This window comes from Tsuneonella sp. CC-YZS046 (assembly GCF_035581365.1).
In the GTDB taxonomy this organism is placed as follows: Bacteria; Pseudomonadota; Alphaproteobacteria; order Sphingomonadales; family Sphingomonadaceae; genus JAWKXU01.
Genome location: NZ_CP141590.1, coordinates 3,125,052 through 3,146,724, shown reverse-complemented (window position 1 = coordinate 3,146,724; position 21,673 = coordinate 3,125,052). Strand labels below are relative to the sequence as shown.

The window sequence follows — 21,673 nt, the reverse complement described above, 5'->3', positions numbered from 1 at the left end:
ACCCCTATATCGGGTGTATGACCCAGATCCCCGACCCCCGCTCGCTGCTCTATGCCGATGGCAAGCTCTCCCCCGATGAAGCCCAGGTTCTCGCAAGGGAAGCGCTGGCCCGGTGCGACGATGGGGAGCTTTATCTCCAGTTCATCGCCAGCGAGAGCTTCGGGTTCGACGACGGCCGGCTGAAGACCGCCGATTATTCGCGGGATTCGGGCTTCGGCCTGCGCGGGGTTTCCGGCGAGATGACCGGCTTCGCCCATGCCAACGACATCAGCGCGGGCGCGATCCGCCGTGCCGGGGAAACGCTCAAGCTGCTCGATCCGGCCAGCAATCCCCCGGCCCCGGCCCCGCGCCGCAACAACCGCCATCTCTATACCGACGCCAGCCCGCTCGACGCCGTGCCCTTCGCGGACAAGGTCAGGCTGCTCGAAACGATCGATGCCGCCGCCCGGGCGCGCGACCCGCGCGTGGCGCAGGTCAGCGCATCGCTTTCGGCAAGCTGGAGCGTGGTGGAAATCGTCCGCGCGGACGGCTTCGTCGCGCAGGACATCCGCCCGCTGGTCCGCCTCAACGTCGGCATCGTGGCGGAAAGCAACGGCCGGCGCGAAAGCGGCAACTTCGGGATCGGCGGGCGCTATCTCTATGACGACCTGTTCGATCCCGCGACGTGGAACCGGGCGATCGACACCGCGCTCGGCCAGGCGCTGGTCAATCTCGAAAGCGTCGCCGCCCCGGCCGGGGAAATGACCGTGCTGCTCGGCCCCGGCTGGCCGGGCGTGCTGCTGCACGAAGCGATCGGCCACGGGCTGGAAGGCGATTTCAACCGCAAGGGCACCAGCGCCTTCTCCGGGCGGATCGGCGAGCGCGTGGGCGCGCCGGGCGTGACGGTGGTGGATGACGGCTCCATCGCCAACCGCCGGGGATCGCTCTCCATCGACGACGAAGGCACCCCCACCGGCGAAACGGTGCTGATCGAGGACGGTATCCTCAAGGGCTATATGCAGGACCGGCTCAATGCTCGGCTGATGGGCGTGGAGCCGACCGGCAACGGCCGCCGGGAATCCTATGCTCACGCGCCGATGCCGCGCATGACGAACACCTTCATGAAGGGCGGCAACGACGATCCGGCGGAACTGCTCTCCCGCATGAAGAACGGCATCTTCGCCAAGAGCTTCGGCGGCGGGCAGGTCGATATCGTTTCGGGCAAGTTCGTGTTCTCCTGCACCGAGGCCTATCTCGTGGAGAACGGCAGGCTCGGCGCGCCGATCAAGGGCGCGACCCTGATCGGCGACGGGCCTAGCGTGCTGACCCGGGTCAAGGGCATCGGCAACGACATGGCGCTGGACGAAGGCGTGGGCGTCTGCGGCAAGGGCGGGCAGAGCGTGCCGGCCGGGGTCGGCCAGCCGACCCTGCTGGTGGAAGGGCTGACCGTGGGCGGGACGGCCTGATTCGGGCCTGATCCGAGCATGTGCCGGTCAGTTACGGTTCAGGCGCGTTTGTGTAGTCTGGATGGCATTCGTTCTGGAGAACATCCATGCGCAAGATCATCTCTACCATCGCGGCGATGACAGCCGCAGGCGCCGTATTGCTGTCCGCCCCGGCCCTTGCCAAGGCCACCGGCGAGGAACGCCTCGCGAAGATGCTGGAAGGGCGGCAGGCCGGCGAACCCGTATCCTGCATCACCCTGTTCGATTCCCACAATCTGCAGGTGATCGACAAGACCGCGCTCGTCTACAAGAGCGGCGGCACCATCTACGTCAACCGGCCGCGCGATCCCAATTCGCTGCGCCCGCATGACGTGCTTATCATGAAGCGGACCAGCAGCCAGTTCTGCAAGCAGGATATGGTCAACACCGCGGATCAGACCACCGGCATGTATACCGGCTCGGTCTTCCTCGGGGACTTCGTGCCCTATCGCAAGGCCGAAGGCTGAACCGAATGGCCGCCGCCCGGCGCCGCTGGGCGGCGGAACTGCTCCACCTTTGGTTTCATGAACTGAAACCTCAAAATTGGTTCGGCAGCAGCGCGGCGGTCGACGATTTGCTGCGCCGCCGCTTTGCGCGCGAGCTGGCCAGCCTGGCCAATCGCCCCGTGCATGAATTCCTGCGCGATCCCGAAACGGCGCGGGCCGCCATCCTGCTGTTCGACCAGGTGCCACGCAATCTCTATCGTAACGATGCCCGCGCCTTCCGCTTCGATCCGCTGGCGCGCGCCATCGCCAAGGGCGCGCTGGAGCGCGGGTGGGACAAGGGGCTGTCCGGGCCGGAGAGGCAATTCCTGGCGATGCCGCTGATGCATAGCGAGCGGATCGCGGACCATCTCCGGTCGCTGCGGTATTATGCGCGACTGGGCCCGCGCTTCGGCTGGCCTTTCGCGCGTTCGCACCATGCCATGATCGCGCGCTTCGGGCGCTATCCGCATCGGAACGAGCTGCTGGGCCGCAAGAGCACCCCGGCCGAAATCGCCGCCGTGGAGGCGGGAAACCACTGGTAGCCTACCCCCGTTCCATGCCAGACGCAGCGTGACTGCAAAGCCTGGAGCGACAATGAGCGACGATCGACCCCGCTGCGCATGGGCCATGCGCGATCCACTGGAATGCGCCTATCACGACAGCGAATGGGGCGTGCCCGAGCGGGACCCGCGCATGCTGTGGGAAACGCTGATGCTCGAAGGGTTCCAGGCCGGGCTGTCGTGGACCGTCATCCTCCGCAAGCGCGAGAACTTCCGCAAGGCCTTCGCCGGGTTCGATCCGCTCAAGGTCGCGGGTTTCGGAGAACGGGACATCGCGCGGCTGATGAATGATGCCGGTATCGTCCGGGCGCGCGCCAAGATCGAGGCGACCATTCGCGGCGCGCAAATCTATAACGAGATGCAGGCCAATGGCGAGAATTTCGGCGCCTTCTGCTGGGCCTTCACCGATGGCAAGCCGCTGCAGGGCGAAGGGGTCCACACCGAAACCGGGCTTTCGCGCGCGATCTCGAAGGAGTTGAAGCGGCGTGGCTTCAAATTCGTCGGCCCCACCATCGTCCATGCCTGGATGCAGGCGGTGGGGATGGTGAACGACCATGCACCCGACTGCTTCCGGCGGGGCGAGGTGGCCGCGCTGGGCTGAATCCCTATTGCAGGGACGGCCGCGCCCGGCCCGTGCGGCACAGCGCTTGCACCGGGCAAGGCGCGCAGTGGCATTGCGAGGGGCGGCAAAACCGCTGGCCGACCCGCTTCATCAGCAGATGATGCTCGTCATAATCCGCCGCATCCCATTCCGGGGGCAGCGCCGGCGTCAGCACATCATAGGCGCGGGTGGTATCCGCCCGTGGCGGGACCAGCCCGATGCGCTGCAGCACCCGGCGATGATGGCTGTCCAGCACCATCGCCTTGCGGTTCAGCGTGCTGGCGTTGACCACCCCGGCGGATATCTTGCGCGCGACCCCCGGCAGGGTTTCGAGCCAGGCCATCGCCTCTTGCGTGTCCAGCGCCGCGAGATGGGAGAGGTCGATCCGGCCGCGTTCCCGCTTCACCGCCAGCAGGCAGGCCTTCAGCCGCTCGGCCATCAATTCCGGAAAGGTCACCAGTTCCAGTTTCGCGGCAAGCGCTTCAGGCGGGGCGTCCGCCACCGCTTCCCACGATCCATGCCGCGCCAGCAGGCCATCGGTCGAGACATTGGATCTGGCCGTCTTCGTCCGCGCGCCGATCACCCCATGGACCAGCACCCAGACCGGATCGCGCCGCTTCTCCGGCGGACGCACGATCCGCCCGAAACAGGCGATCAGCCGCTCGTGAATATCGCGGAGCTGCCGGGTGCGGGGATCGTCGCCAAAGGCCAGTTGCATGCCCGCACTATGGGGCGCGAGCCGGCCTCGGGCAAGGGAGGCTCACTCCCACTCGATCGTGCCGGGCGGCTTCGACGTGTAGTCATACACCACGCGGTTGATGCCTTGCACCTCGTTGATGATCCGCGTCGCGACGCGGCTGAGGAAAGCGGCGTCGAACGGATAGATGTCCGCCGTCATCCCGTCGGTCGAGGTCACCGCGCGCAGCGCGCAGACGCTGTCATAGGTGCGCCCGTCGCCCATCACGCCCACGGTCTTGACCGGCAGCAGCACGGCGAAGGCCTGCCAGATCGCATCGTAGAGCCCGGCGTTGCGGATCTCTTCCAGATAGATCGCATCGGCCTTGCGCAGCGTGTCGCAGCGCTCCCTGGTGACTTCGCCCGGAATGCGGATGGCGAGGCCCGGCCCGGGGAAGGGGTGGCGGCCGACGAACACGTCCGGCAGGCCCAGCTCGCGGCCCAGCACCCGCACTTCGTCCTTGAACAGCTCGCGCAGCGGCTCGACCAGCTTCATGTTCATCCGCTCGGGCAAGCCGCCGACATTGTGGTGGCTCTTGATCGTGACCGAAGGCCCGCCGGTGAAGCTGACGCTTTCGATCACATCCGGGTAAAGTGTGCCCTGCGCCAGGAAATCCGCGCCGCCGATCCTGCGCGCCTCTTCCTCGAACAGGTCGATGAAGGCCTTGCCGATGAACTTGCGCTTGGCTTCCGGGTCCGTCACCCCGGCCAGGCCGCCGAGGAACATCTCCTCCGCATCCACATGGACCAGCGGGATATTGTAATGGTCGCGGAACAGGGTGACGACCTGCTGCGCCTCGTTCATCCGCATCAGCCCGTGATCGACGAACACGCAGGTCAGCTGGTCGCCGATCGCCTCATGGATCAGCACCGCCGCCACCGCGCTGTCCACACCGCCGGACAATCCGCAGATGACCTTGCCGTCACCGACCTGCGCGCGGATTTCCTCGATCTTGGTCTTGCGGAACTCGGCCATGGTCCAGTCGCCCGCCAGACCGCAGACATGGCGCACGAAATTGGCCAGCAGCCTGGCTCCGTCCGGCGTGTGAAACACTTCGGGGTGGAACTGGGTGCCGTAATAGCGCCGCTCGTCATCCGCGATCAGCGCGAAGGGCGCGCCATCGGAAGTGGCGACGATGCGAAAGCCGGGGGCGATGCGCGTCACCTTGTCGCCATGGCTCATCCACACCTGATGGCGCTCGCCGATATGCCAGAGGCCGTCGAACAGCACGCAATCGTCGCTGACGGTGCAATAGGCGCGGCCGAACTCGCCGCCCTCTCCCGTCTCATGGCCCGGGCGGACTTCCCCGCCAAGCTGATGCGTCATCACCTGCTGGCCATAGCAGATGCCCAGGATCGGCAAGCCGCTGTCGAACAGCACCTGCGGCGCGCGCGGGCTGCCTTCGTCCGGCACGCTGGCCGGACCGCCCGACAGGATGATCCCCCGGGGCTTCAGGCGATGGAACGCCTCCTCCGCCTTGGAAAAGGGCGCGATCTCCGAATAAACCCCCGCTTCCCGCACCCGGCGGGCGATCAGCTGGGTCACCTGGCTGCCGAAATCGACGATGAGGATGGAATCGGGGAGATGCGCTGGGTCCATCCGCGATCCGTTAGGTCGGGCAAAGGGCGCTGTCCAGCGATGGATAGAAGCCATGAATTTCCGGGTCTTTGCCGCTCCGGTCGATGGCCGGCGCATTCGATGGATTGATTTTTGCGACTATCCGCCTTCTACGGCGTCTTCCCGATTCTTCCGCCTGCAACGGGACAGGCCGCGGCAAGGTGGTTTCACGCCACATGGCGATGAAAGGATTTTCGGCATGAATGCGGTGAACGGCGCGGAAGCGGACAATCGGGCAATGCTCGCCAAGGCGGAAGTGCTGGTCGACGCGCTGCCTTACCTGCAGCGCTATGCAGGCCGGACCTTCGTGGTGAAATATGGCGGCCATGCGATGGGCGACCCGGAAGCCGCGCGCGATTTCGCGGAAGATATCGTGTTGCTCAAGGCGGTCGGCATCAATCCTGTCGTGGTGCATGGCGGCGGCCCGCAGATCGGCGCGATGCTCAAGAAGCTGGGCGTCGAATCCCGTTTCGTGGACGGGTTGCGGGTGACGGACAAGGCCACCGCCGAAGTGGCGGAAATGGTGCTGTGCGGCGCCATCAACAAGGAACTGGTGAGCTGGATCGCCAATGCCGGGGGCAAGGCGCTGGGCGTTTCCGGCAAGGATGGCGGGCTGGTCACCGCCACCAAGGTGACGCGCACCACCAAGGACCCCGACAGCAATATCGAACAGGCGGTCGATCTGGGTTTTGTCGGCGAGCCTTCGCATGTCGACACCACTCTCCTCGAAACCGCGAGCAAGGCCGGGATGATCCCCGTGGTGGCCCCGATCGGCGCGGGCACGGATGGGCACACCTACAATATCAATGCCGATACCATGGCCGGGGCGATCGCCGCGGCGCTGGGCGCGGCGCGGCTGTTCCTGCTGACCGACGTGGCCGGGGTGCTGGACAAGGACAGGAACCTGCTGACCGACCTGACGCCCGCCGACATCGAACGGCTGCGCGAAGACGGCACGATCAGCGGCGGCATGATCCCGAAGCTGGAAACCTGCGTCCATGCGGTGGAAGCGGGCTGCGAAGCGGCGGTCGTGCTGGATGGCCGCGTGCCCCACGCCATGCTGCTGGAAATCTTCACCTCGCGCGGGGCGGGCACGCTGATCCGCGCCTGAGCGCGGCCGCCGCCTGAGCGGGCGGCGGGAACGATACGCGCCTCGGCGCGTCGGATGGGCATGACCCCGTCACGTTCCTTCGCTGCCGGCGCTGCCGCCCTCGCCCTGATCGCGCTTGCCGCCTGCGAGAAGAAACCCGCTCCGCCGGAACCGCGCGAAACCACCCCCGCTGCCGGCCGGCCGGTGGCGGCAGCTTCCCCCTCTGCCGCGCCCACGGACGCCCCGCCGATCCCGACCGACCTGCGCGCCGCGCGGCTGAACAGCCGGGACTGCGCCACGGTGGCCCTGTTCTATTCCGATGCCCTGTTCACCAGCCAGTATCGGCAGGCCGCCCGGGCCTGGAACAAGGACAACGGGGTGGATGGCGCCATGCTGGCAAAGCGCTTCGGCGGCATGGAGGGGGTCAAGCTGGACATCGGGGAAGTGGCCGAGGAAGGCGCCGCGGGGTCGCTCTATTGCACGGTCCAGGTGACGTTGCGCCATGACAGCACCGCGCAGCCCGGCACCCTGACGCTGCGCCGGGTCAACGACGTGCCCGGCGCCACGATCGACCAGTTGCGCTGGCAGATCGTGCAGAGCACCCTTGGCGAGGATGGGAAACCTGCGGGCTGAGCCACTATCGGTTGAACAAGCGCCATATGCTCGGCTAACAGCAGCCATCCGCCTCCCAAGGAAAGGCTTCCCCTTGCTGCTTTACACGCTGGTCGAAATAATCGGCTACCTGATCTCGATCGTGGTCATGCTGGTGATCGTGCAATTCGTGCTGAGCCTGCTGATCTCGTTCAATGTCGTGAACACGCATAACGACCTTGTGGCCTCGCTGTGGAAGGCAGTGAACGCCCTGCTCGATCCGCTGCTCAAGCCGATCCGGAGATTCATGCCGGATACGGGCATGCTCGACCTCTCGCCCATGGTGCTCATCATCCTGCTGCAGATCCTGCGAATCGTGCTCGGCAACATGGCCGTGGCGGCTCTCTAGGCGGGAGGTGGACGAATGACCGCGCAATTGATCGACGGCAAGGCATTCGCGGAAGGATTGCGGAACAGGGTCAGCGTGCTGGCCGCCCAGTTCGAGCAGAAGGCAGGGCGCAAGGCGGGCCTCGCCGTAGTGCTGGTGGGCGAGGACCCGGCCAGCCAGGTCTATGTCCGGTCCAAGGGCAAGGCGACCATCGCCGCCCATATGGCCAGCTTCGAGCACAAGCTGCCCGACACCGCGACCGAGGAAGAACTGCTGGCGCTGATCGACCGGCTCAATCGGGACCCGGCGGTGGACGGCATCCTGGTCCAGCTTCCCCTGCCCGCCCATCTCGACGAGCAGAAGGTGATTTCCACCATCTCGCCCGACAAGGATGTGGACGGCTTCCACATCATCAACGCGGGCCGGCTGGCGGTTGGCCAGGAAGGCTTCGTTCCCTGCACGCCGCTCGGTTGCCTGATGCTGCTGAAGGACCGGCTGGGCGATCTTGCGGGCCTCGACGCCGTGGTGATCGGCCGCTCCAACATCGTGGGCAAGCCGATGGCGCAATTGCTGACCCAGGAAAGCTGCACCGTGACCGTGGCGCACAGCCGCACCAAGGATCTGCCCGGTGTCGTGCGCCGGGCCGATATCGTGGTGGCGGCGGTGGGCCGCCCGGAAATGGTGAAGGCGGACTGGATCAAGCCCGGCGCCATCGTGATCGATGTCGGGATCAATCGCGTGCCCGGAGCGGAGGAAGGCAAGACGCGGCTGGTCGGAGACGTCGATTTCGCTGGAGCGAAAGAGGTTGCGGGCGCCATCACCCCGGTTCCCGGCGGGGTCGGCCCGATGACCATCGCGGTGCTGCTGCGCAATGCGCTGGTCGCCGCCTATCGCAACGAGGGCCTGCCACTGGCGATGGGCGCGTTGTGATGTCGCGCCGGGCAGCGCTCGCACTGGCTTTATGCGGCCTGCTGGCGGCCTGCGGCGGGGGCATGAGGCCCGGCCCCGGCGGGGGTCCGGGAGGCGGCGGGCCGCCGGGACCGGGCGGACCGGGCGGCGGCTATGCCAACCCCAGCAAGGTGATCGCCACGGATCTCGGGTTCGCACGCGCGGTGAAGGATCGCGGCCAATGGGCGGCCTTCACGGAATATGCCGCCAAGGACGCCGTGCTGTTCGAACCCCAGCCGACCCCGGCCCAGGCATGGCTGAAAGGCCGGGCCAATCCGCCCGCGGGTTTGAGCTGGCAACCCTATTCGGTGTGGTCGAGCTGCGACGGCTCGCTGGCGATCAGCCAGGGGGCATGGCAGCAGGCGGGCGGGCTGCACGGCCGCTATGTCACGGCATGGGCCAGGCAGGAAGACGGCAGCTACCGCTGGACCGTGACCCAACGCGGAAGCATCGCAGAACCCCTGCCCGTGCCGGATATGCTGGATGCGCGCGTCGCGTCATGCAAGCCGCTGCCGCCCGCGAGCGAAACCACCGGGCCGGGCGCCGCAGCCGAACGGACCGGCATCAGCCGGGACCGGTCGCTCGACTGGAGCGTGCGGAACGATCCCCAATGCGGGCGGGTGTTCATTGCCACCATCTCGCGCGGGCCGGGCGAAAGCCGCGAGGAGGTGCTCCGCTTGCCGATCGCCGCACCGGAAAGCGCCGGAGAACCATCCGCTGCCGCCTGCCCCGGCTGAGATGGCCGATCTCTTCGTCTCGGCATTCGTCACCCTGTTCGTGGTCATCGATCCGATCGGATGCGCGCCGATCTACGCGGGCATGGCGCGCGGCGCGCCTGAAGCGCAGTTCCGCGAGATGGCGATCCGCGCCATCGTGATCTCCACCGGCGTGCTGGCGTTCTTCGCGCTGCTGGGGGAACGCCTGCTGTCCGCCCTGCATATCGAGCTGGACGCGTTCCGCATCGCGGGCGGCATCATGCTGTTCGTGATCGCGCTGGAGATGGTGTTCGAGAAGCGCACCGAGCGGCGGGAACGGCGCGTGGAGCAGCTTCAGGCCACGCCCGAGGTGGAGGATGTCTCCGTCTTCCCCATGGCCATGCCGATGATCGCAGGGCCAGGCTCGATCGCCACCGTGATGCTGCTGATGGGCCGCGCCGAAGGGCTGGGCAGCACGTTCGTGGTGCTGGGCGCATTGGGCGCCGTGCTGCTCGTCACCGCGCTCGCCCTGTTGCTGGCCCGGCCGCTGATGCGCCTGCTGGGCAGCCGGGCGGAAGCGGTGATTTCCCGCATGCTGGGGGTCCTGCTCGGCGCGCTGGCCGCGCAATATGTCATCGATGGCGTGCGGGCGGCGCTGCACTTGTAGCAAGACCGGCGCTCCGGATCATTGCAGCGTGACCGAATCGTCCTCGTCGCCATTGCGGCGGCTGAAGAAGCGCATGAGCTGCACCAGCAATTCGCATCGCGCCGGCAGGTCAGCGGCTTCGAGAAGCGCCTGTTTCGCCGCCGCGTCGAACGGCGCGATCTGCGACACGCCGTTTATCAGCGACACATCGTCGAGCCGCGCCACCGAATCCCAATCGACGCTGTAGCCCTGCGCATCGGCGAAGGCGCGCGCCTCATGCTCGAAGGAAGCGCGCTCGACCGCGCTCAGGCTCTCGAATTCCTCATCCGGCAGGAATTCGCCCTCGATCTGGCGGAAAGGCGTCGCCACATCCAGCTCGCGCAACAGGCGGAAGCGATGCTCGCCTTCCAGTACGATGTTGAAGCGCTCGTCCTCCAGCGCCTCCACCTCGCCGATCCGCCCGACGCATCCAACGGCGAAGAGCGGCGCCCCTTCCCCCGGGGCCTGCGGCTGGATCATCGCGATCCTGCGATCGCGCGCCAATGCATCGCGCACCATCGCGCTATAGCGCGGCTCGAAGATATGCAGCGGCAATTGCAGGCCCGGGAACAGAATCACGCCCGACAGAGGGAAGATGGAGAGGCGGCTGCGTTCCATTCGGCCCTTCCCGCGATTCACCCGAACAGGATGGTCGAAAGGCGGCGGCGGGTTCCGGCGACCCAGGGGTCTTCCAGCCCGACCGCCTCGAAGATCTGCAGCAGCTTGGCCCTGGCGGCGCCTTCATTCCAGCCATTGTCGGCCTGCACCATTTTCAGCAGCACATCCGCCGCCTCGTCGCGCGAACCGGCCGCATAGGCGGCATTGGCGAAGGCGAACTGCGCATCCATGTCCGCGGGCCGTTCGGCAGCGGCGGCGCGCAGGGCCTGCAATTCGCTGTCGTCCGGCGCATCCGCCGCCAGCTCGAGCGCGGAGCGGGCCTTGGCGATCTGCGGATCGTCCGCCAGCTCTTCGGGAAGCGAATCGAGCAGGGTGCGGGCTTCCTCGATCCGCCCCGCCGCGATCAGCGCGCGCAGGTTTCCGGCCCAGGCGGCGGCATTGTCCGGCGCCATCTCCACGATCTGGGTAAAGATACCGGCCGCTCTTTCGGCATCGCCGCTGGCCAACACCTCTTCGCCCATCTCCAGCAGCGGCGTAATATCCTGCCCGGCGGCGCCCTCATCGTCGCCTGGCTGCACGGGCAGCTTGGCGAGGATCTGGTCCAGCACCTGCCGCAGCTGCGATTCGCCGCGCGCGCCGGTAAGGTCGGCCACCGGCTGCCCCTGGAAGATCGCATAGACGGTGGGGATCGACTTGACCTGGAACTGCGCGGCGATGAAGGGTTCCTCATCGACATTGAGCTTGGCCAGCACCACGCCCTTGTCGGCATATTCGGCCGCGACCTTTTCCAGCACCGGGGCCAGCGCCTTGCACGGCCCGCACCATTCCGCCCAGAAGTCGAGAATGACGAGCTTCGACATGGATGGTTCGGCCACATCCCGGCGGAAGCGTTCGACCGCTTTCTGCTCGTCTATATTCAAGCCCATGCTCGCCAAGTCTCAACTCCCCGCGTCAATCCGTTCGATAGCCTTATGTGGGCTTCCGGGTGCATTTGTGAAGGGCCGCAATGCAAGAGCGTTTTTCCCCTTGCCGGGCTGCGAAGCCGATGCTAACCGCGCGCCTCACCCGGTCCGCAGCCTCTTGGCGATTTGGCGGACCCAGCGCCAGAGCGGGCGTAGCTCAGGGGTAGAGCACAACCTTGCCAAGGTTGGGGTCGAGGGTTCGAATCCCTTCGCCCGCTCCAGTTTCCTCCCAAAATTACAATAGTTTTATCAGTCAGGAGGGGCTGGAACGCACTTTTTCATCTGATGAGCAAGACGTGTGGGCGACCTCATCGCCGCCGGCAATTATCTGGCATTCGCAGCTCCCGTATGTTTTAATCATGTTGTTGCTATTGCGGAGCATCCATCGGGGGCGAGCACATGAGCACTTTGCCTATTCGGATACTGGCCATCGTCGGCGTCGTTGCAGCAGGCGGTGCTTTCGCCTTGTGGTCCGGCACTGGCGCGGCCGAAGAGGAGGCCGAGAGCGCCCCATCATTCACCCCCGCGACGATCAGCGAATTGCCCCTTGATAGAGGGTACTACGTCCGCACGGATGCGACTTGCGCGACCGCATCGAATGCCACTACCGCGCTGCTGCGGCGCGACGGGTTGTATTGGGGCAGCTCATTCTGCACCTTTCAGGGGATCGAGCAGACCGGCCCGACAACTTTCCACGTCAAGCACTATTGCAGCGAGCCGCGTGCGCCGGAGCCGCCCACGCCCATTCCCGCCGACTGGTTGACGACCGCCGATTGGGTCATCACCGACCGGACGTCTTTCAAGTTCAAGGACAGCGAGGGTTGGGAGCATGAGGCGCGGCTTTGCGCGCAGCGGGACATGTCCGACGGTTTTCGCACTAACAACATCGCCGACCTGATCAAGTAACCCGGCCGCCGAAACCGCGCTCGCGTTTCGACGGCACGTCCCTTTGTCCGCAAACACTCTTTCCAGCACCGTTTCCGGCCGGGCTGGGCCATGCCGGGCGATATAGGCATCTGCCAAGAGGCAGGCGATAGGGTCGTCTGCCACACGGTTGTATTTCAGCCGCTCGATCCACTGCGAATCAAACAGCTTCTGATTGCCCTATCGCATGGTGTTTTCATCGGCTGGCTGGAGAATCGACGATAGATCGGTCCCCTCACGGCTCCATCCCCCGCCGAGTGTCCGCTGGAGGGAGATCGTCCAGGCGAGACGACTGCCTTTGATCTGGGCAAGCCGGTCACGCGCGGCGTAAAGTGTGCGTTGCGCATCCAGACTAACGATGATTTCCTCGACCCCGACACGGTGACGCGCTTCCGCGGCATCCAGAGCCTTGCCGGCTTCCGCTACCTGGGTTGCAAGTTCGGCCACCGCCCGGTCGAGGCTGGCGATGGCCTTCAGATCGCGCTCCACCTCCGACAGCGCGACCAGGATGGAGCCACGATAGGCGGCTTCGCGTTCAAGCCTCAGCCCTTCCGCCGTATCTCGCGCTCCTGCCAGGCGGCCGTGGTCGATCAGGGGCTGGGTGAGGCCCGCGAGCAGATTGTAAAGGGCCGCGCTTGGCGACGTGCCACCCTCGACTCCGCCGCTTGCGGTGAGGGTGATGCGCGGCAGCATCGCGGCCCGGGCGCTGCGCAGGTCGGCGCTTGCGGCCGCCAGCCCGGCTTCCGCCGCAGCGATGTCGGGACGGCGGAGCAGCAGTTCGGACGACAGGCCGGGAGAAACGCGGGGCAGGCTGGCCAGGGCATCGATCCCGAGGCCCGACACCGTAAAGCTCTGGGCCGGCCGGCCCAGCAGCAATGCGAGCGCGGCACGCAGTTCGGCTTCTGCCTGATCCAGCAAGGCGAGATCGCCTTTCGCCCCCGCAACGAGGGCGCGCTGTGATGCAAGATCACCGACAAGCGCCATGCCGACCCTGTCCATTGCTTCCACGCGCGCGAGCAGGCGTTGCGCGGCGGAGAGATTGAGCCGGCCGATCGCCTGCCGCTCGCGTATCGTCATCAGCGCGGCATAGTTCAGGACAACGTCGGAAATGACGATCAGGCGGGAGGCCTGATGATCGAACCGGCTGGCGAGCAATGAAAAGCGCGCGGCGTCGCGGTCCGCCCTGTAGCGCCCCCAAAGGTCCGCTTCATACGACGCCACGAGATCGAGGCCGAATCGCTCACTGGCCGGGCTTCGATTGCTGTCGCTGCGGGTCGCGGAGCCTTCAAGGCCGATGGCGGGAAACAGAAGCGCGCCAGCGCTCCGTGCGCGCCCGCGCGCCTGCTCGACCCTCGCGAGCGCGGTCTGGATATCGGTGTTGGATTGCAGGGCTTCGGCAACGAATGCATCAAGCTCGGCGCTGCCGTAGTCTTTCCACCACTCTTCCCGCGGCCACAGGGCCGGCCCATCGGCAAGCGCGATCTCCGGCAGGGGAGCGAAGGCCGAGCGCGGCGATGGGGTAATATCGGCGGCGCAACCGCCCAGGATGGATGCCAGAACGCCGAGCACAATCGGGCGGCTTGGCTGCTTGCCCCCGGAAACCACTGTTTTCTGCCGGTTTCGCTTACTGATCGGCACACCCACCTTATATCCTTTGCCTTGAACTCAATAACGCTTGTCTAAGTCGAGACTGCCCTTATTGCTATTGCAAATCAAATAGCAGGTGATCGATTGTGGGCGGCGCGAAATTGAATAGGGAAGCGGTCTTCAGGGCGGCAAAATCTGGCTGGCCCTTTTCCATTGCCGCCCTCGCCCTTTGCGCGGGTCTGGCCGCCTGGTGGTTTCTCGGCGGCTCCCCGGCCAGCGATACCGCCGAAAACGATGCGCCCCCGGTCCGGGTGGAAGTCGTTCAGCGCGGACCCTTTGTCGAAGAACTCAAGGCGCTGGGCACGATCACGCCGCTGGCAACCGTTTCAGTGAAAAGCCGTGTCGATGGAGAGCTTGTCCGATTGCATTTCCGCGAAGGCCAGCATGTCGCCAGGGGGCAGGTTCTGGCCGAGATCGACCCGCGGCCGTTTCGCGCGATTCTCGCGCAGGCGCGCGGAGAACGGCAGCAGAACGAGGCGCAACTCGTCCAGGCCCGCCGCGAATTGCGGCAGCATCAGGAACTGGCGCGCGAGGGCTTCACGTCCCAGACCAAGATAGATCAGCAACAGGCGCTGATAGGGCAGTATTCCGGCGCGGTCGCCGCAAGCGACGGCCGCATTGCCGATGCGCGCCTGCAACTCGAATTTGCCGCGATCCGCGCGCCCATCGCCGGCCGCATCGGCATCAGGGGCATAGATGCGGGCAATCTCGTGCGGTCCGGCGATACGACGGAAATCGCCACGATCACGCAGATGAAGCCGATCTCGGCGATGTTCACCCTTCCCGAGACGCAGATCGACGATTTGCGCAGCGCCATGCGTGACGGCGCGCTGGAGGTGCAGGCATGGGACCGCGGCGAACGGACGCTGCTCGCGACCGGGCGATTGACCACGATCGACAATCGGATCGATCCCGCCTCGGGGACGCTTCGGCTCAGGGGAGAGTTCGCCAATGCGGACGAGCGGCTGTTTCCCAATCAGTTCGTCAACATCCGGCTTGCCCTGCGAACCATTCCCGACGCCCTGACGATCTCCGATGCCGCGTTGCAGCGGGGCGCCGACGGGCCGTTCGTCTATATAGTCGATGCAAAGGGTATCGCGCGGAAACGCGCTGTCGAGGTCGGTAACGGAAACGGGGAGAGAATCCTCGTGCTGCGCGGCTTGAAGCCCGGAGAGCGCATCGTGCTGGAGGGTTTCGATAGCGTCCGGAACGGCGAGGCAGTCGAGATCATCGCTCCGCCGCGAGCGGGCGCCCGCGCAAAATGAACATCTCCCGCGGGTTCATCCTCCGCCCGGTCGCGACCGGGCTGTTGATGGCGGCCTTGCTGCTGTCCGGGCTGATCGCCTATCGGCTGCTGCCGGTCGCCGCCTTGCCCCAGGTCGACTATCCGGTCATCCAGGTTTTCACCTTCTATCCCGGCGCCAGCCCGGACGTCTCCTCCAGTGCCGTCACCGCGCCGCTCGAGCGGCGGTTCGGCCAGATTCCGGGGCTGCGGCAATTGTCGTCGACGAGTTCGGGCGGTGCGTCCATCATCACGCTCCAGTTCGCGCTGGAAGTGCCGATGAGCGTGGCCGAACAGGAAGTGCAGGCGGCCATCGCCGCCTCAGCCACGCTGCTGCCGGGCGACCTGCCGACGCCGCCCATCTATCGCAAGGTCAATCCCGCCGACACCCCGATCATGACGCTGGCGATCAGCTCGGAAACGCTATCCCTGCCGGCGGTCTACGATCTGGTCGATACGCGCATGGCTCAAAAACTCTCGCAGACGCCGGGGGTGGGCATGGTGAGCCTGGCCGGAGGGCAGCGCCCGGCGGTGCGGCTGCAGGTGGACCCGGCGGCACTCGCCGCGCGCGGGCTCGACATGGAGGATGTGCGCGAGGCTATCGGCGCCGCCTCGATCAACCAGCCCAAAGGCAGCTTCGACAGCCCGACCCGCTCGATCATGATGGACGCCAACGACCAGATCTCAACCGCAGAGGAGTATCGATCGCTGGTGATCGGCTGGCCGAACGGCGCGCCGCTGACGCTGGGCGAGGTCGCCCGGATCGAGGAAGGCGCGGAGGACCGGCGGCTGGCCGCATGGTCCGGCCGGACGCCGGCGGTGCTGCTCAACATCCAGCGCCAGCCGGGCGCCAATGTGATCGAGGTGGTGGACCGGGTCCGCGCGCTTCTGCCCGAACTGACCGCGGGGATGCCCGTATCGGTTAAGGTGGACGTGCTGACCGACCGGACCGAGACTATCCGGGCCTCCGTGCGCGGCGTGCAGATCGAGATGGTGTTCGCGATCGGGCTGGTCGTGCTCGTCACCTTCCTGTTCCTGCGCAACCTGCCGGCCACCCTTATACCGGGCGTGGCGGTGCCGCTGTCGCTGGTCGGCACCTTTGGCGTCATGTATCTGCTGGGCTTCAGCCTCAACAACCTCACCCTGATGGCGCTCACCATCGCTACCGGCTTCGTGGTCGACGACGCCATCGTCATGCTGGAGAATATCGCCCGCCATCTGGAGAAGGGCGAGAAGCCGATGCAGGCGGCGCTGAAAGGCGCGGGCGAGATCGGCTTCACACTCGTCTCTCTCACCGTCAGCCTGATCGCGGTGCTGATCCCCCTGCTGTTCATGGGCGACGTCGTGGGGCGGCTGTTCCGTGAATTCGCGGTCACGCTCGCCGTGGCGATCGGCATCTCGCTCCTCGTCTCGCTGACCCTGACCCCGATGATGTGCGCCCGCATGCTCAAGCCCCATGCGCAGCCTGAGCGCGAGGGCAGGCTCGACCGGATCATAGCGCTATACGGCCGCTGGCTGGACCATGCTCTGGAGCGCCAGCGGCTGATGCTCGGGCTCACCGTGGGAACGCTGGGGCTGACGGCGCTGCTCTATCTCGCGGTTCCCAAGGGTTTCTTCCCGGTTCAGGACGCAGGCGCGATCCAGGTGGTGACGCAGGCGCCGGAAGATGTCTCCTTCGCCGCCATGGCGCAGCGCCAGCAGCAGCTGGTCGACATTATTCTGGCCGACCCGGCGGTGGACAGCGTATCCTCCTTCATCGGTGTCGATGCCGGCAACGCGACGCTCAACAACGGCCGGATGCTGGTCAATCTGAAGCCTCACGGCACGCGCGACGGGGCGCTCCCGGTGATCGAGCGGCTGGGCCGGAAAGCGGCTTCGCTTCCAAATATCCGCGCCTACATGCAGGCGGTGCAGGAACTGAACGTCGACGACCAGATCAGCCGCACCCAATATCGCCTCAGCCTGTCCACCCCTGACGCGGAGCTGCTGTCCGAATGGACACGCCGGATGACGGAGAAGCTGCGCGGCTTGCCGCAACTGGCCGATGTCAGCGACAATCTCCACGCGAACGGATTGCAGGCCTATGTCGAGATCGACAGGGCCGCCGCCAGCCGGCTCGGCATCAATGCGGCCGACATCAACGCAGCACTCTACAATGCGTTCGGGCAGCGGCAGATTTCCACGCTGTTCACGCAGGCCAACCAGTATCGGCTGGTGATGGAGGTCGATCCCCGGCTGGCTCAAGGGCCGGAAGACCTGAGCCGGATTTTCGTGAAAGCGGCGAATGGCACGCCGGTGCCCCTGTCTGGCCTCGCCCATGTGGAACTGCGCAGCACGCCCCTGCTGCTGAGCCGGACCGGCCAGTTTCCTTCCGCGACGATCGCGTTCAACCTGGCGCCGGGGACATCCCTGAGCAGCGGGGTGAATGCGATCGACGCCGCCTGGGCGGACCTCGGCGCCCCGCGCGCGATCAGCATGGACTATCAGGGCGCGGCCAGCGCGTTCGAGGCATCGCTGGACAGCACCTTGCTCCTGATCCTCGCGGCGATCGTCGTCATGTATCTGGTCCTGGGGATGCTCTATGAGAGCACGATCCATCCCATCACCATATTGTCCACCCTGCCCTCCGCCACGGTGGGCGCTCTGCTGGCGCTGCTGATCGCGCGCGAGCCGCTGGATCTGATCGCGGTGATCGGGATCATCCTGCTGATCGGCCTGGTCAAGAAGAACGGCATCATGATGGTCGATTTCGCGCTGGAAGCGGAACGGCGCGAGGGGCTGTCTCCCCGCGCGGCCATCCATCGCGCCGCGCTGTTGCGGTTCCGGCCGATCCTGATGACGACGCTTGCCGCGCTGTTCGGCGCGCTGCCGCTGATGTTCGCGCAGGGCGCCGGCGCGGAGCTGCGCCAGCCGCTCGGCCTCGTCATGGTCGGCGGGCTGGTCGCAAGCCAGATGCTGACGTTGTTCACCACGCCCGTCGTCTATCTTTTCTTCGACCGCCTGTCGCGGCGGATGCGCGCGCGAAGGGACGCGGCCCGGGCCGCGTCATGATCGCGCGCTTCTTCATCGACCGCCCTGTCGCCAGCATCATGCTGGCGCTGGCGATGATCCTCACCGGCCTGCTGACCTATCGCCTGCTGCCGACGGCGCCTTTGCCCGAGGTCGATTTTCCGGCGATCTCGGTGGAGGCCAGCCTGCCCGGCGGCAATCCGCGCACCATGGCGGCGGCCGTGGCCGTACCGCTGCAGCGGGCGCTGGGCAGCATCGCGGGCGTGCGGCTGATGGAAGCGACCAGCGGGCAAGGCTCGGTCGAGATCGGATTGATGTTCGAACAGGGGCGGAATATCAACGACGCCGCGCGCGACGTGCAGGCCGCGATAAATGCCGCGCGCGGCCAGCTTCCCTCCGGGATGCCGTCAGAACCCACCTATCGAAAACTGAACCCGAGTCAGGCGCCGATCATGGCATTGGCGCTCTCGTCGGATACCCTGCCTCCCGAGCAGCTCTACGACCTCGCCTCGACCGTGCTGGCGCAACGGATCGCGCAAGTCCCCGGCGTCGGCGAGGTGTCGATCGGCGGGGCCTCGCTGCCCGCGGTCCGCGTCCAGCTCAATCCGCACGCGCTGGCCGCCCAGGGCCTCGCGCTCGACGACGTCCGCGACGCCATCGCCAACGCCAATGCGCTCAGCCCGCTTGGCATGACCGAGCGCGGCGAGCGCGCATGGCAGGTCGGCAGCAATGCGCAGCTGCGCGAAACGCAGGATTACGAGGGACTCATCATCGCCCGCCGCGCGGACAGGCTGGTGCGCCTGTCGGACGTGGCGACCGTCTCCCAATCCACCCAAAACCGATATGCGATGGGTTTCCACAATGAGAACCCGGCTGTGGTCCTGGTCGTCCGGCGTCAGCCCGGCGCCAATATCGTGGCCACCACCGATGCCATCCGCGACGCGCTGCCCGCCCTCGACAGCCTGATGCCCGCCCAGGCCGGCCTGCAGATCGTGCTCGACCGATCCCCCGGCATTCGCGCCACGATCCGCGAGGCGCAGCTGGCACTGGGGCTGTCCGTCGGCCTCGTCATCCTGGTGGTCGGCCTGTTCCTGCGCCGCTGGCGCGCGGCGGTCATTCCGACGCTCGCGATCCCGGTGGCGCTGATCGCCAGCTTCGGCGCGATGTGGGCGATGGGGTTCAGCCTCAACAATTTGTCGCTGACCGCGCTCATCGTCGCCGCCGGGCTCGTGGTCGATGACGCCATCGTCGTTCTGGAGAATATCGCCCGCCATATCGATGCGGGCCTTTCGCCGCGCCGGGCGGCGATACGCGGCACGCGCGAGGTGGGTTTCACGCTGGTCGCCATGAACCTCGCCCTGCTGGTGGTGTTCGTCGCCATCCTGTTCATGGGCGGGGTGATAACCCTGCTGTTCCGCGAGTTCTCGCTGACGCTGGCGGCGGCGATGCTGATCTCGCTGATCGTGTCGCTGACCCTGACGCCAGCCTTGTGCGCGCGATTGCTCAAGCCGAAAGAGGACGATGCCCCCCGGGCGGGCTTTCATGCGCGGGTTGCGGCCTTCTATGCGCGCTCGCTGGATTCCGCCCTGCGTCATCGCCGGATCGCGCTGGCGCTGCTCGTCGCGGTGATCGCGCTCAACGGGGCGCTCTATATGTTCATTCCGAAGGGGTTTCTGCCGGAGCAGGATACCGGGCAATTGACGGCTTTCGCGCGCGGCGACGACGGCATGTCCTATCAGTTGATGCAGCCCAAGATCGAAATCTATCGGCGCTATCTGCTGGCCGACCCGGCCATTGCCGATGTCGTGGGGCAGGCCGGCGGAGACACCGGCATCAACAATGCCTTCATGATGGTCCGCCTGAAACCCGCAGCCGAAAGAGGCGAACCGGCCAGCGCCGTGATCGACCGCCTGCGCGCCGGCATGCCCAAGGTTCCCGGCGGCGCGCTATGGATCAACGTCGATCAGGATATCCAGCTCGAACCGCCGGGCCAGCAGGGGCAGGAATACGATCTGCGCCTGCTGTCTCCCCGGCTGGAGGGCCTGAAGGACTGGCAGCGCAAGGTCGGCGCCGCGCTGGAAAAGCTCCCCGAACTGATTGACGTCGACAGCAGGGCGGACGGCGGCAATCTCCAGATCGATCTCGATATCGACCGCAACGCGGCCCGGCGGCTCGGGGTCGACATGCGGACAGTGACTTCCGTCCTCAACAACAGCTTCAGCCAGCGGCAGGTCGCCACGATATATGACAGCCTCAACCAGTATCGCGTCATCCTGGAACTGGAGCCGCGCTATACGCAGGACCCGGACGTGCTCGATCTCGTGCAGGTCATCGCCGCGAATGGCCAGCGGGTGCCGCTATCGGCGTTCACCACGCGCAGCTACAGCCTGGCGGACGACTGGGTGCAGCATCGCGACCAGTTCGCCGCGCGAAGAATCGGCTTCGCGCTGGCGCCCGGCGTGTCGCTGGAACAGGCCAAGGCCGCGATCGACAGCGCGCTGGCCCGGCTCATGCTGCCCACCGACGTTCAGGCGCGCATGGCCGGCGAACTCGATCTGGCAGGGGACAGCATGAAAAACCAGCCGCTGCTGCTGCTCGGCGTCATTCTCGCCGTCTATATCGTGCTGGGCATCCTCTACGAAAGCATGGCCCATCCGCTGACGATCCTGTCGACCCTGCCCTCCGCCGGCATCGGCGCCTTTCTGGCGCTGTGGCTCACGGGATTCGAATTCTCGCTGATCGCGCTGCTCGGACTGTTCCTGCTGATCGGCATGGTGATGAAAAATGCGATCCTCATGATCGACTTCGCGCTCGCGCGGCAGCGGCGGGATGGCGCCTCCGCCATGGATGCCATCCGCGAAGCGGCCCGCCTGCGCCTCAGGCCAATCCTGATGACCAATATGGCCGCGATCCTCGGAGCATTGCCCTTGATGCTGAGCGGCGGCGAAGGTTCGGAAATGCGCCAGCCCCTCGGCATCTGCATCGTCGGCGGCCTTCTCGTCAGCCAGGTCCTCACGCTCTACACCACCCCGGTCATATATGTGGCGATCGATGGAATGATCCGCAGATTCGGCCGTCGATCCAGAGTGATCCGATCACCGCGAGGCGGCCCGATGCCGGCATAAGGCGCCGGCGCGGTTCACCCATGGCATAGTGCCGGTTTGAGAGGGCATATGCCGCGGCCCGGCGTCATGGCGCGGCTGCTCTCCCGTCCATCGGGCGTCACCCACCAGAATCTCCCTCAGCCCGGCGCCTGGGAAGGGAGACATGCGGCCCCGTGCGCCGGGGGACGCCTATCTGGTTCATTTACAGGCGAATTGTAGCGAAAGCGTCATGAGCAGGTGAAATAGGCTCGCCCCTGCTGCGGCGCAC

The 21,673-nt window shown here is 66.3% G+C and carries 19 protein-coding genes and 1 tRNA gene; 15 read left to right on the top strand and 5 right to left on the bottom strand.

Features of this window, described 5'->3' with window-relative positions:
- Positions 1-17 precede the first annotated feature (17 nt).
- From tldD to U8326_RS15390, 4 genes are all read left to right on the top strand, one after another.
- Entirely contained in the window at positions 18-1,445 is a 1,428-nt protein-coding gene (tldD, locus tag U8326_RS15405; RefSeq protein ID WP_324741340.1) for a metalloprotease TldD, read from the top strand.
- 86 nt (positions 1,446-1,531) lie between these two features.
- Complete coding sequence (locus U8326_RS15400; RefSeq protein ID WP_324741339.1) at positions 1,532-1,930, top strand: hypothetical protein; 399 nt, start codon at positions 1,532-1,534, stop codon at positions 1,928-1,930.
- 5 nt (positions 1,931-1,935) lie between these two features.
- Complete coding sequence (locus U8326_RS15395; protein WP_324741337.1) at positions 1,936-2,490, top strand: DUF924 family protein; 555 nt, start codon at positions 1,936-1,938, stop codon at positions 2,488-2,490.
- Positions 2,491-2,542: 52 nt separating this feature from the next.
- Positions 2,543-3,109 (top strand): DNA-3-methyladenine glycosylase I, encoded by a 567-nt coding sequence (locus tag U8326_RS15390; protein ID WP_324741335.1) that lies wholly within the window; start codon positions 2,543-2,545, stop codon positions 3,107-3,109.
- A gap of 4 nt (positions 3,110-3,113) precedes the next feature.
- Here U8326_RS15390 and U8326_RS15385 read toward each other — a convergent pair whose 3' ends face one another.
- Both U8326_RS15385 and guaA read right to left on the bottom strand, forming a co-directional pair.
- Complete coding sequence (locus U8326_RS15385; protein ID WP_324741333.1) at positions 3,114-3,827, bottom strand: endonuclease III; 714 nt, start codon at positions 3,825-3,827, stop codon at positions 3,114-3,116.
- Positions 3,828-3,869: 42 nt separating this feature from the next.
- Positions 3,870-5,444, bottom strand: coding sequence for a glutamine-hydrolyzing GMP synthase (gene guaA, locus U8326_RS15380; RefSeq protein ID WP_324741332.1), 1,575 nt, complete (start codon positions 5,442-5,444; stop codon positions 3,870-3,872).
- A gap of 217 nt (positions 5,445-5,661) precedes the next feature.
- Between guaA and argB the strand changes: the two genes are divergently transcribed.
- From argB to U8326_RS15350, 6 genes are all read left to right on the top strand, one after another.
- Entirely contained in the window at positions 5,662-6,573 is a 912-nt protein-coding gene (gene argB / locus U8326_RS15375; protein ID WP_324741331.1) for an acetylglutamate kinase, read from the top strand.
- A gap of 60 nt (positions 6,574-6,633) precedes the next feature.
- Positions 6,634-7,185 (top strand): hypothetical protein, encoded by a 552-nt coding sequence (locus tag U8326_RS15370; protein ID WP_324741330.1) that lies wholly within the window; start codon positions 6,634-6,636, stop codon positions 7,183-7,185.
- A gap of 73 nt (positions 7,186-7,258) precedes the next feature.
- Positions 7,259-7,552 carry a YggT family protein gene (locus U8326_RS15365; protein WP_324741329.1) on the top strand — a complete coding sequence of 98 codons (294 nt, stop codon included), beginning with the start codon at positions 7,259-7,261 and terminating at the stop codon, positions 7,550-7,552.
- A gap of 15 nt (positions 7,553-7,567) precedes the next feature.
- Entirely contained in the window at positions 7,568-8,461 is an 894-nt protein-coding gene (folD, locus tag U8326_RS15360; protein ID WP_324741328.1) for a bifunctional methylenetetrahydrofolate dehydrogenase/methenyltetrahydrofolate cyclohydrolase FolD, read from the top strand.
- Positions 8,461-9,216, top strand: coding sequence for a hypothetical protein (locus U8326_RS15355; RefSeq protein WP_324741327.1), 756 nt, complete (start codon positions 8,461-8,463; stop codon positions 9,214-9,216). Before folD ends, U8326_RS15355 begins: the two co-directional genes overlap by 1 nt.
- Position 9,217: 1 nt before the next feature.
- Entirely contained in the window at positions 9,218-9,841 is a 624-nt protein-coding gene (locus tag U8326_RS15350; RefSeq protein ID WP_324741326.1) for a MarC family protein, read from the top strand.
- Positions 9,842-9,859: 18 nt separating this feature from the next.
- Here the strand turns inward: U8326_RS15350 and U8326_RS15345 are convergent, their stop codons facing one another.
- Together U8326_RS15345 and trxA are read right to left on the bottom strand one after the other, a co-directional pair.
- On the bottom strand, positions 9,860-10,477 hold the full coding sequence (locus U8326_RS15345) for an LON peptidase substrate-binding domain-containing protein (RefSeq protein WP_324741325.1): 618 nt from the start codon (positions 10,475-10,477) through the stop codon (positions 9,860-9,862).
- A gap of 17 nt (positions 10,478-10,494) precedes the next feature.
- A complete protein-coding gene (trxA, locus tag U8326_RS15340; protein ID WP_324741323.1) occupies positions 10,495-11,403 on the bottom strand; it encodes a thioredoxin in 909 nt (302 codons plus the stop codon).
- 182 nt (positions 11,404-11,585) lie between these two features.
- On the opposite strand from trxA, the gene U8326_RS15335 reads away from it, so the two are divergent.
- Positions 11,586-11,660: transfer RNA gene (locus U8326_RS15335), tRNA-Gly, on the top strand.
- A 178-nt stretch (positions 11,661-11,838) separates the two neighbouring features.
- Entirely contained in the window at positions 11,839-12,345 is a 507-nt protein-coding gene (locus U8326_RS15330) for a hypothetical protein (RefSeq protein WP_324741321.1), read from the top strand.
- 198 nt (positions 12,346-12,543) lie between these two features.
- On the opposite strand, the gene U8326_RS15325 is transcribed toward U8326_RS15330, so the two are convergent.
- Positions 12,544-14,001, bottom strand: a complete 1,458-nt coding sequence (locus U8326_RS15325) for an efflux transporter outer membrane subunit (protein ID WP_324741319.1) — start codon at positions 13,999-14,001, stop codon at positions 12,544-12,546.
- A 110-nt stretch (positions 14,002-14,111) separates the two neighbouring features.
- Here U8326_RS15325 and U8326_RS15320 point away from each other — a divergent pair, with 110 nt between their 5' ends.
- From U8326_RS15320 to U8326_RS15310, 3 genes are read left to right on the top strand one after another with little or no spacing between them, the layout of a single operon-like run.
- Positions 14,112-15,275: an efflux RND transporter periplasmic adaptor subunit gene (locus U8326_RS15320; protein ID WP_324741318.1), complete on the top strand. Its 1,164-nt coding sequence runs from the start codon at positions 14,112-14,114 to the stop codon at positions 15,273-15,275.
- Entirely contained in the window at positions 15,272-18,343 is a 3,072-nt protein-coding gene (locus tag U8326_RS15315; protein WP_324741317.1) for a multidrug efflux RND transporter permease subunit, read from the top strand. Before U8326_RS15320 ends, U8326_RS15315 begins: the two co-directional genes overlap by 4 nt.
- Positions 18,340-21,426, top strand: a complete 3,087-nt coding sequence (locus tag U8326_RS15310) for an efflux RND transporter permease subunit (RefSeq protein ID WP_324741316.1) — start codon at positions 18,340-18,342, stop codon at positions 21,424-21,426. Before U8326_RS15315 ends, U8326_RS15310 begins: the two co-directional genes overlap by 4 nt.
- The last annotated feature ends 247 nt before the right edge of the window (positions 21,427-21,673 follow it).

Bases quoted from the DNA above. Each gene is read 5' to 3' on its own strand.
- U8326_RS15350 (WP_324741326.1), top strand. From the start codon at position 9,218: ATGGCCGATCTCTTCGTCTCGGCATTCGTCACCCTGTTCGTGGTCATC.
- U8326_RS15355 (WP_324741327.1), top strand. From the start codon at position 8,461: ATGTCGCGCCGGGCAGCGCTCGCACTGGCTTTATGCGGCCTGCTGGCG.
- U8326_RS15330 (WP_324741321.1), top strand. From the start codon at position 11,839: ATGAGCACTTTGCCTATTCGGATACTGGCCATCGTCGGCGTCGTTGCA.
- tldD (WP_324741340.1), top strand. From the start codon at position 18: ATGACCCAGATCCCCGACCCCCGCTCGCTGCTCTATGCCGATGGCAAG.
- U8326_RS15385 (WP_324741333.1), bottom strand. From the start codon at position 3,827: ATGCAACTGGCCTTTGGCGACGATCCCCGCACCCGGCAGCTCCGCGAT.
- guaA (WP_324741332.1), bottom strand. From the start codon at position 5,444: ATGGACCCAGCGCATCTCCCCGATTCCATCCTCATCGTCGATTTCGGC.
- folD (WP_324741328.1), top strand. From the start codon at position 7,568: ATGACCGCGCAATTGATCGACGGCAAGGCATTCGCGGAAGGATTGCGG.
- U8326_RS15395 (WP_324741337.1), top strand. From the start codon at position 1,936: ATGGCCGCCGCCCGGCGCCGCTGGGCGGCGGAACTGCTCCACCTTTGG.
- U8326_RS15370 (WP_324741330.1), top strand. From the start codon at position 6,634: ATGACCCCGTCACGTTCCTTCGCTGCCGGCGCTGCCGCCCTCGCCCTG.
- U8326_RS15310 (WP_324741316.1), top strand. From the start codon at position 18,340: ATGATCGCGCGCTTCTTCATCGACCGCCCTGTCGCCAGCATCATGCTG.
- U8326_RS15315 (WP_324741317.1), top strand. From the start codon at position 15,272: ATGAACATCTCCCGCGGGTTCATCCTCCGCCCGGTCGCGACCGGGCTG.
- U8326_RS15400 (WP_324741339.1), top strand. From the start codon at position 1,532: ATGCGCAAGATCATCTCTACCATCGCGGCGATGACAGCCGCAGGCGCC.
- U8326_RS15390 (WP_324741335.1), top strand. From the start codon at position 2,543: ATGAGCGACGATCGACCCCGCTGCGCATGGGCCATGCGCGATCCACTG.
- trxA (WP_324741323.1), bottom strand. From the start codon at position 11,403: ATGGGCTTGAATATAGACGAGCAGAAAGCGGTCGAACGCTTCCGCCGG.
- argB (WP_324741331.1), top strand. From the start codon at position 5,662: ATGAATGCGGTGAACGGCGCGGAAGCGGACAATCGGGCAATGCTCGCC.
- U8326_RS15345 (WP_324741325.1), bottom strand. From the start codon at position 10,477: ATGGAACGCAGCCGCCTCTCCATCTTCCCTCTGTCGGGCGTGATTCTG.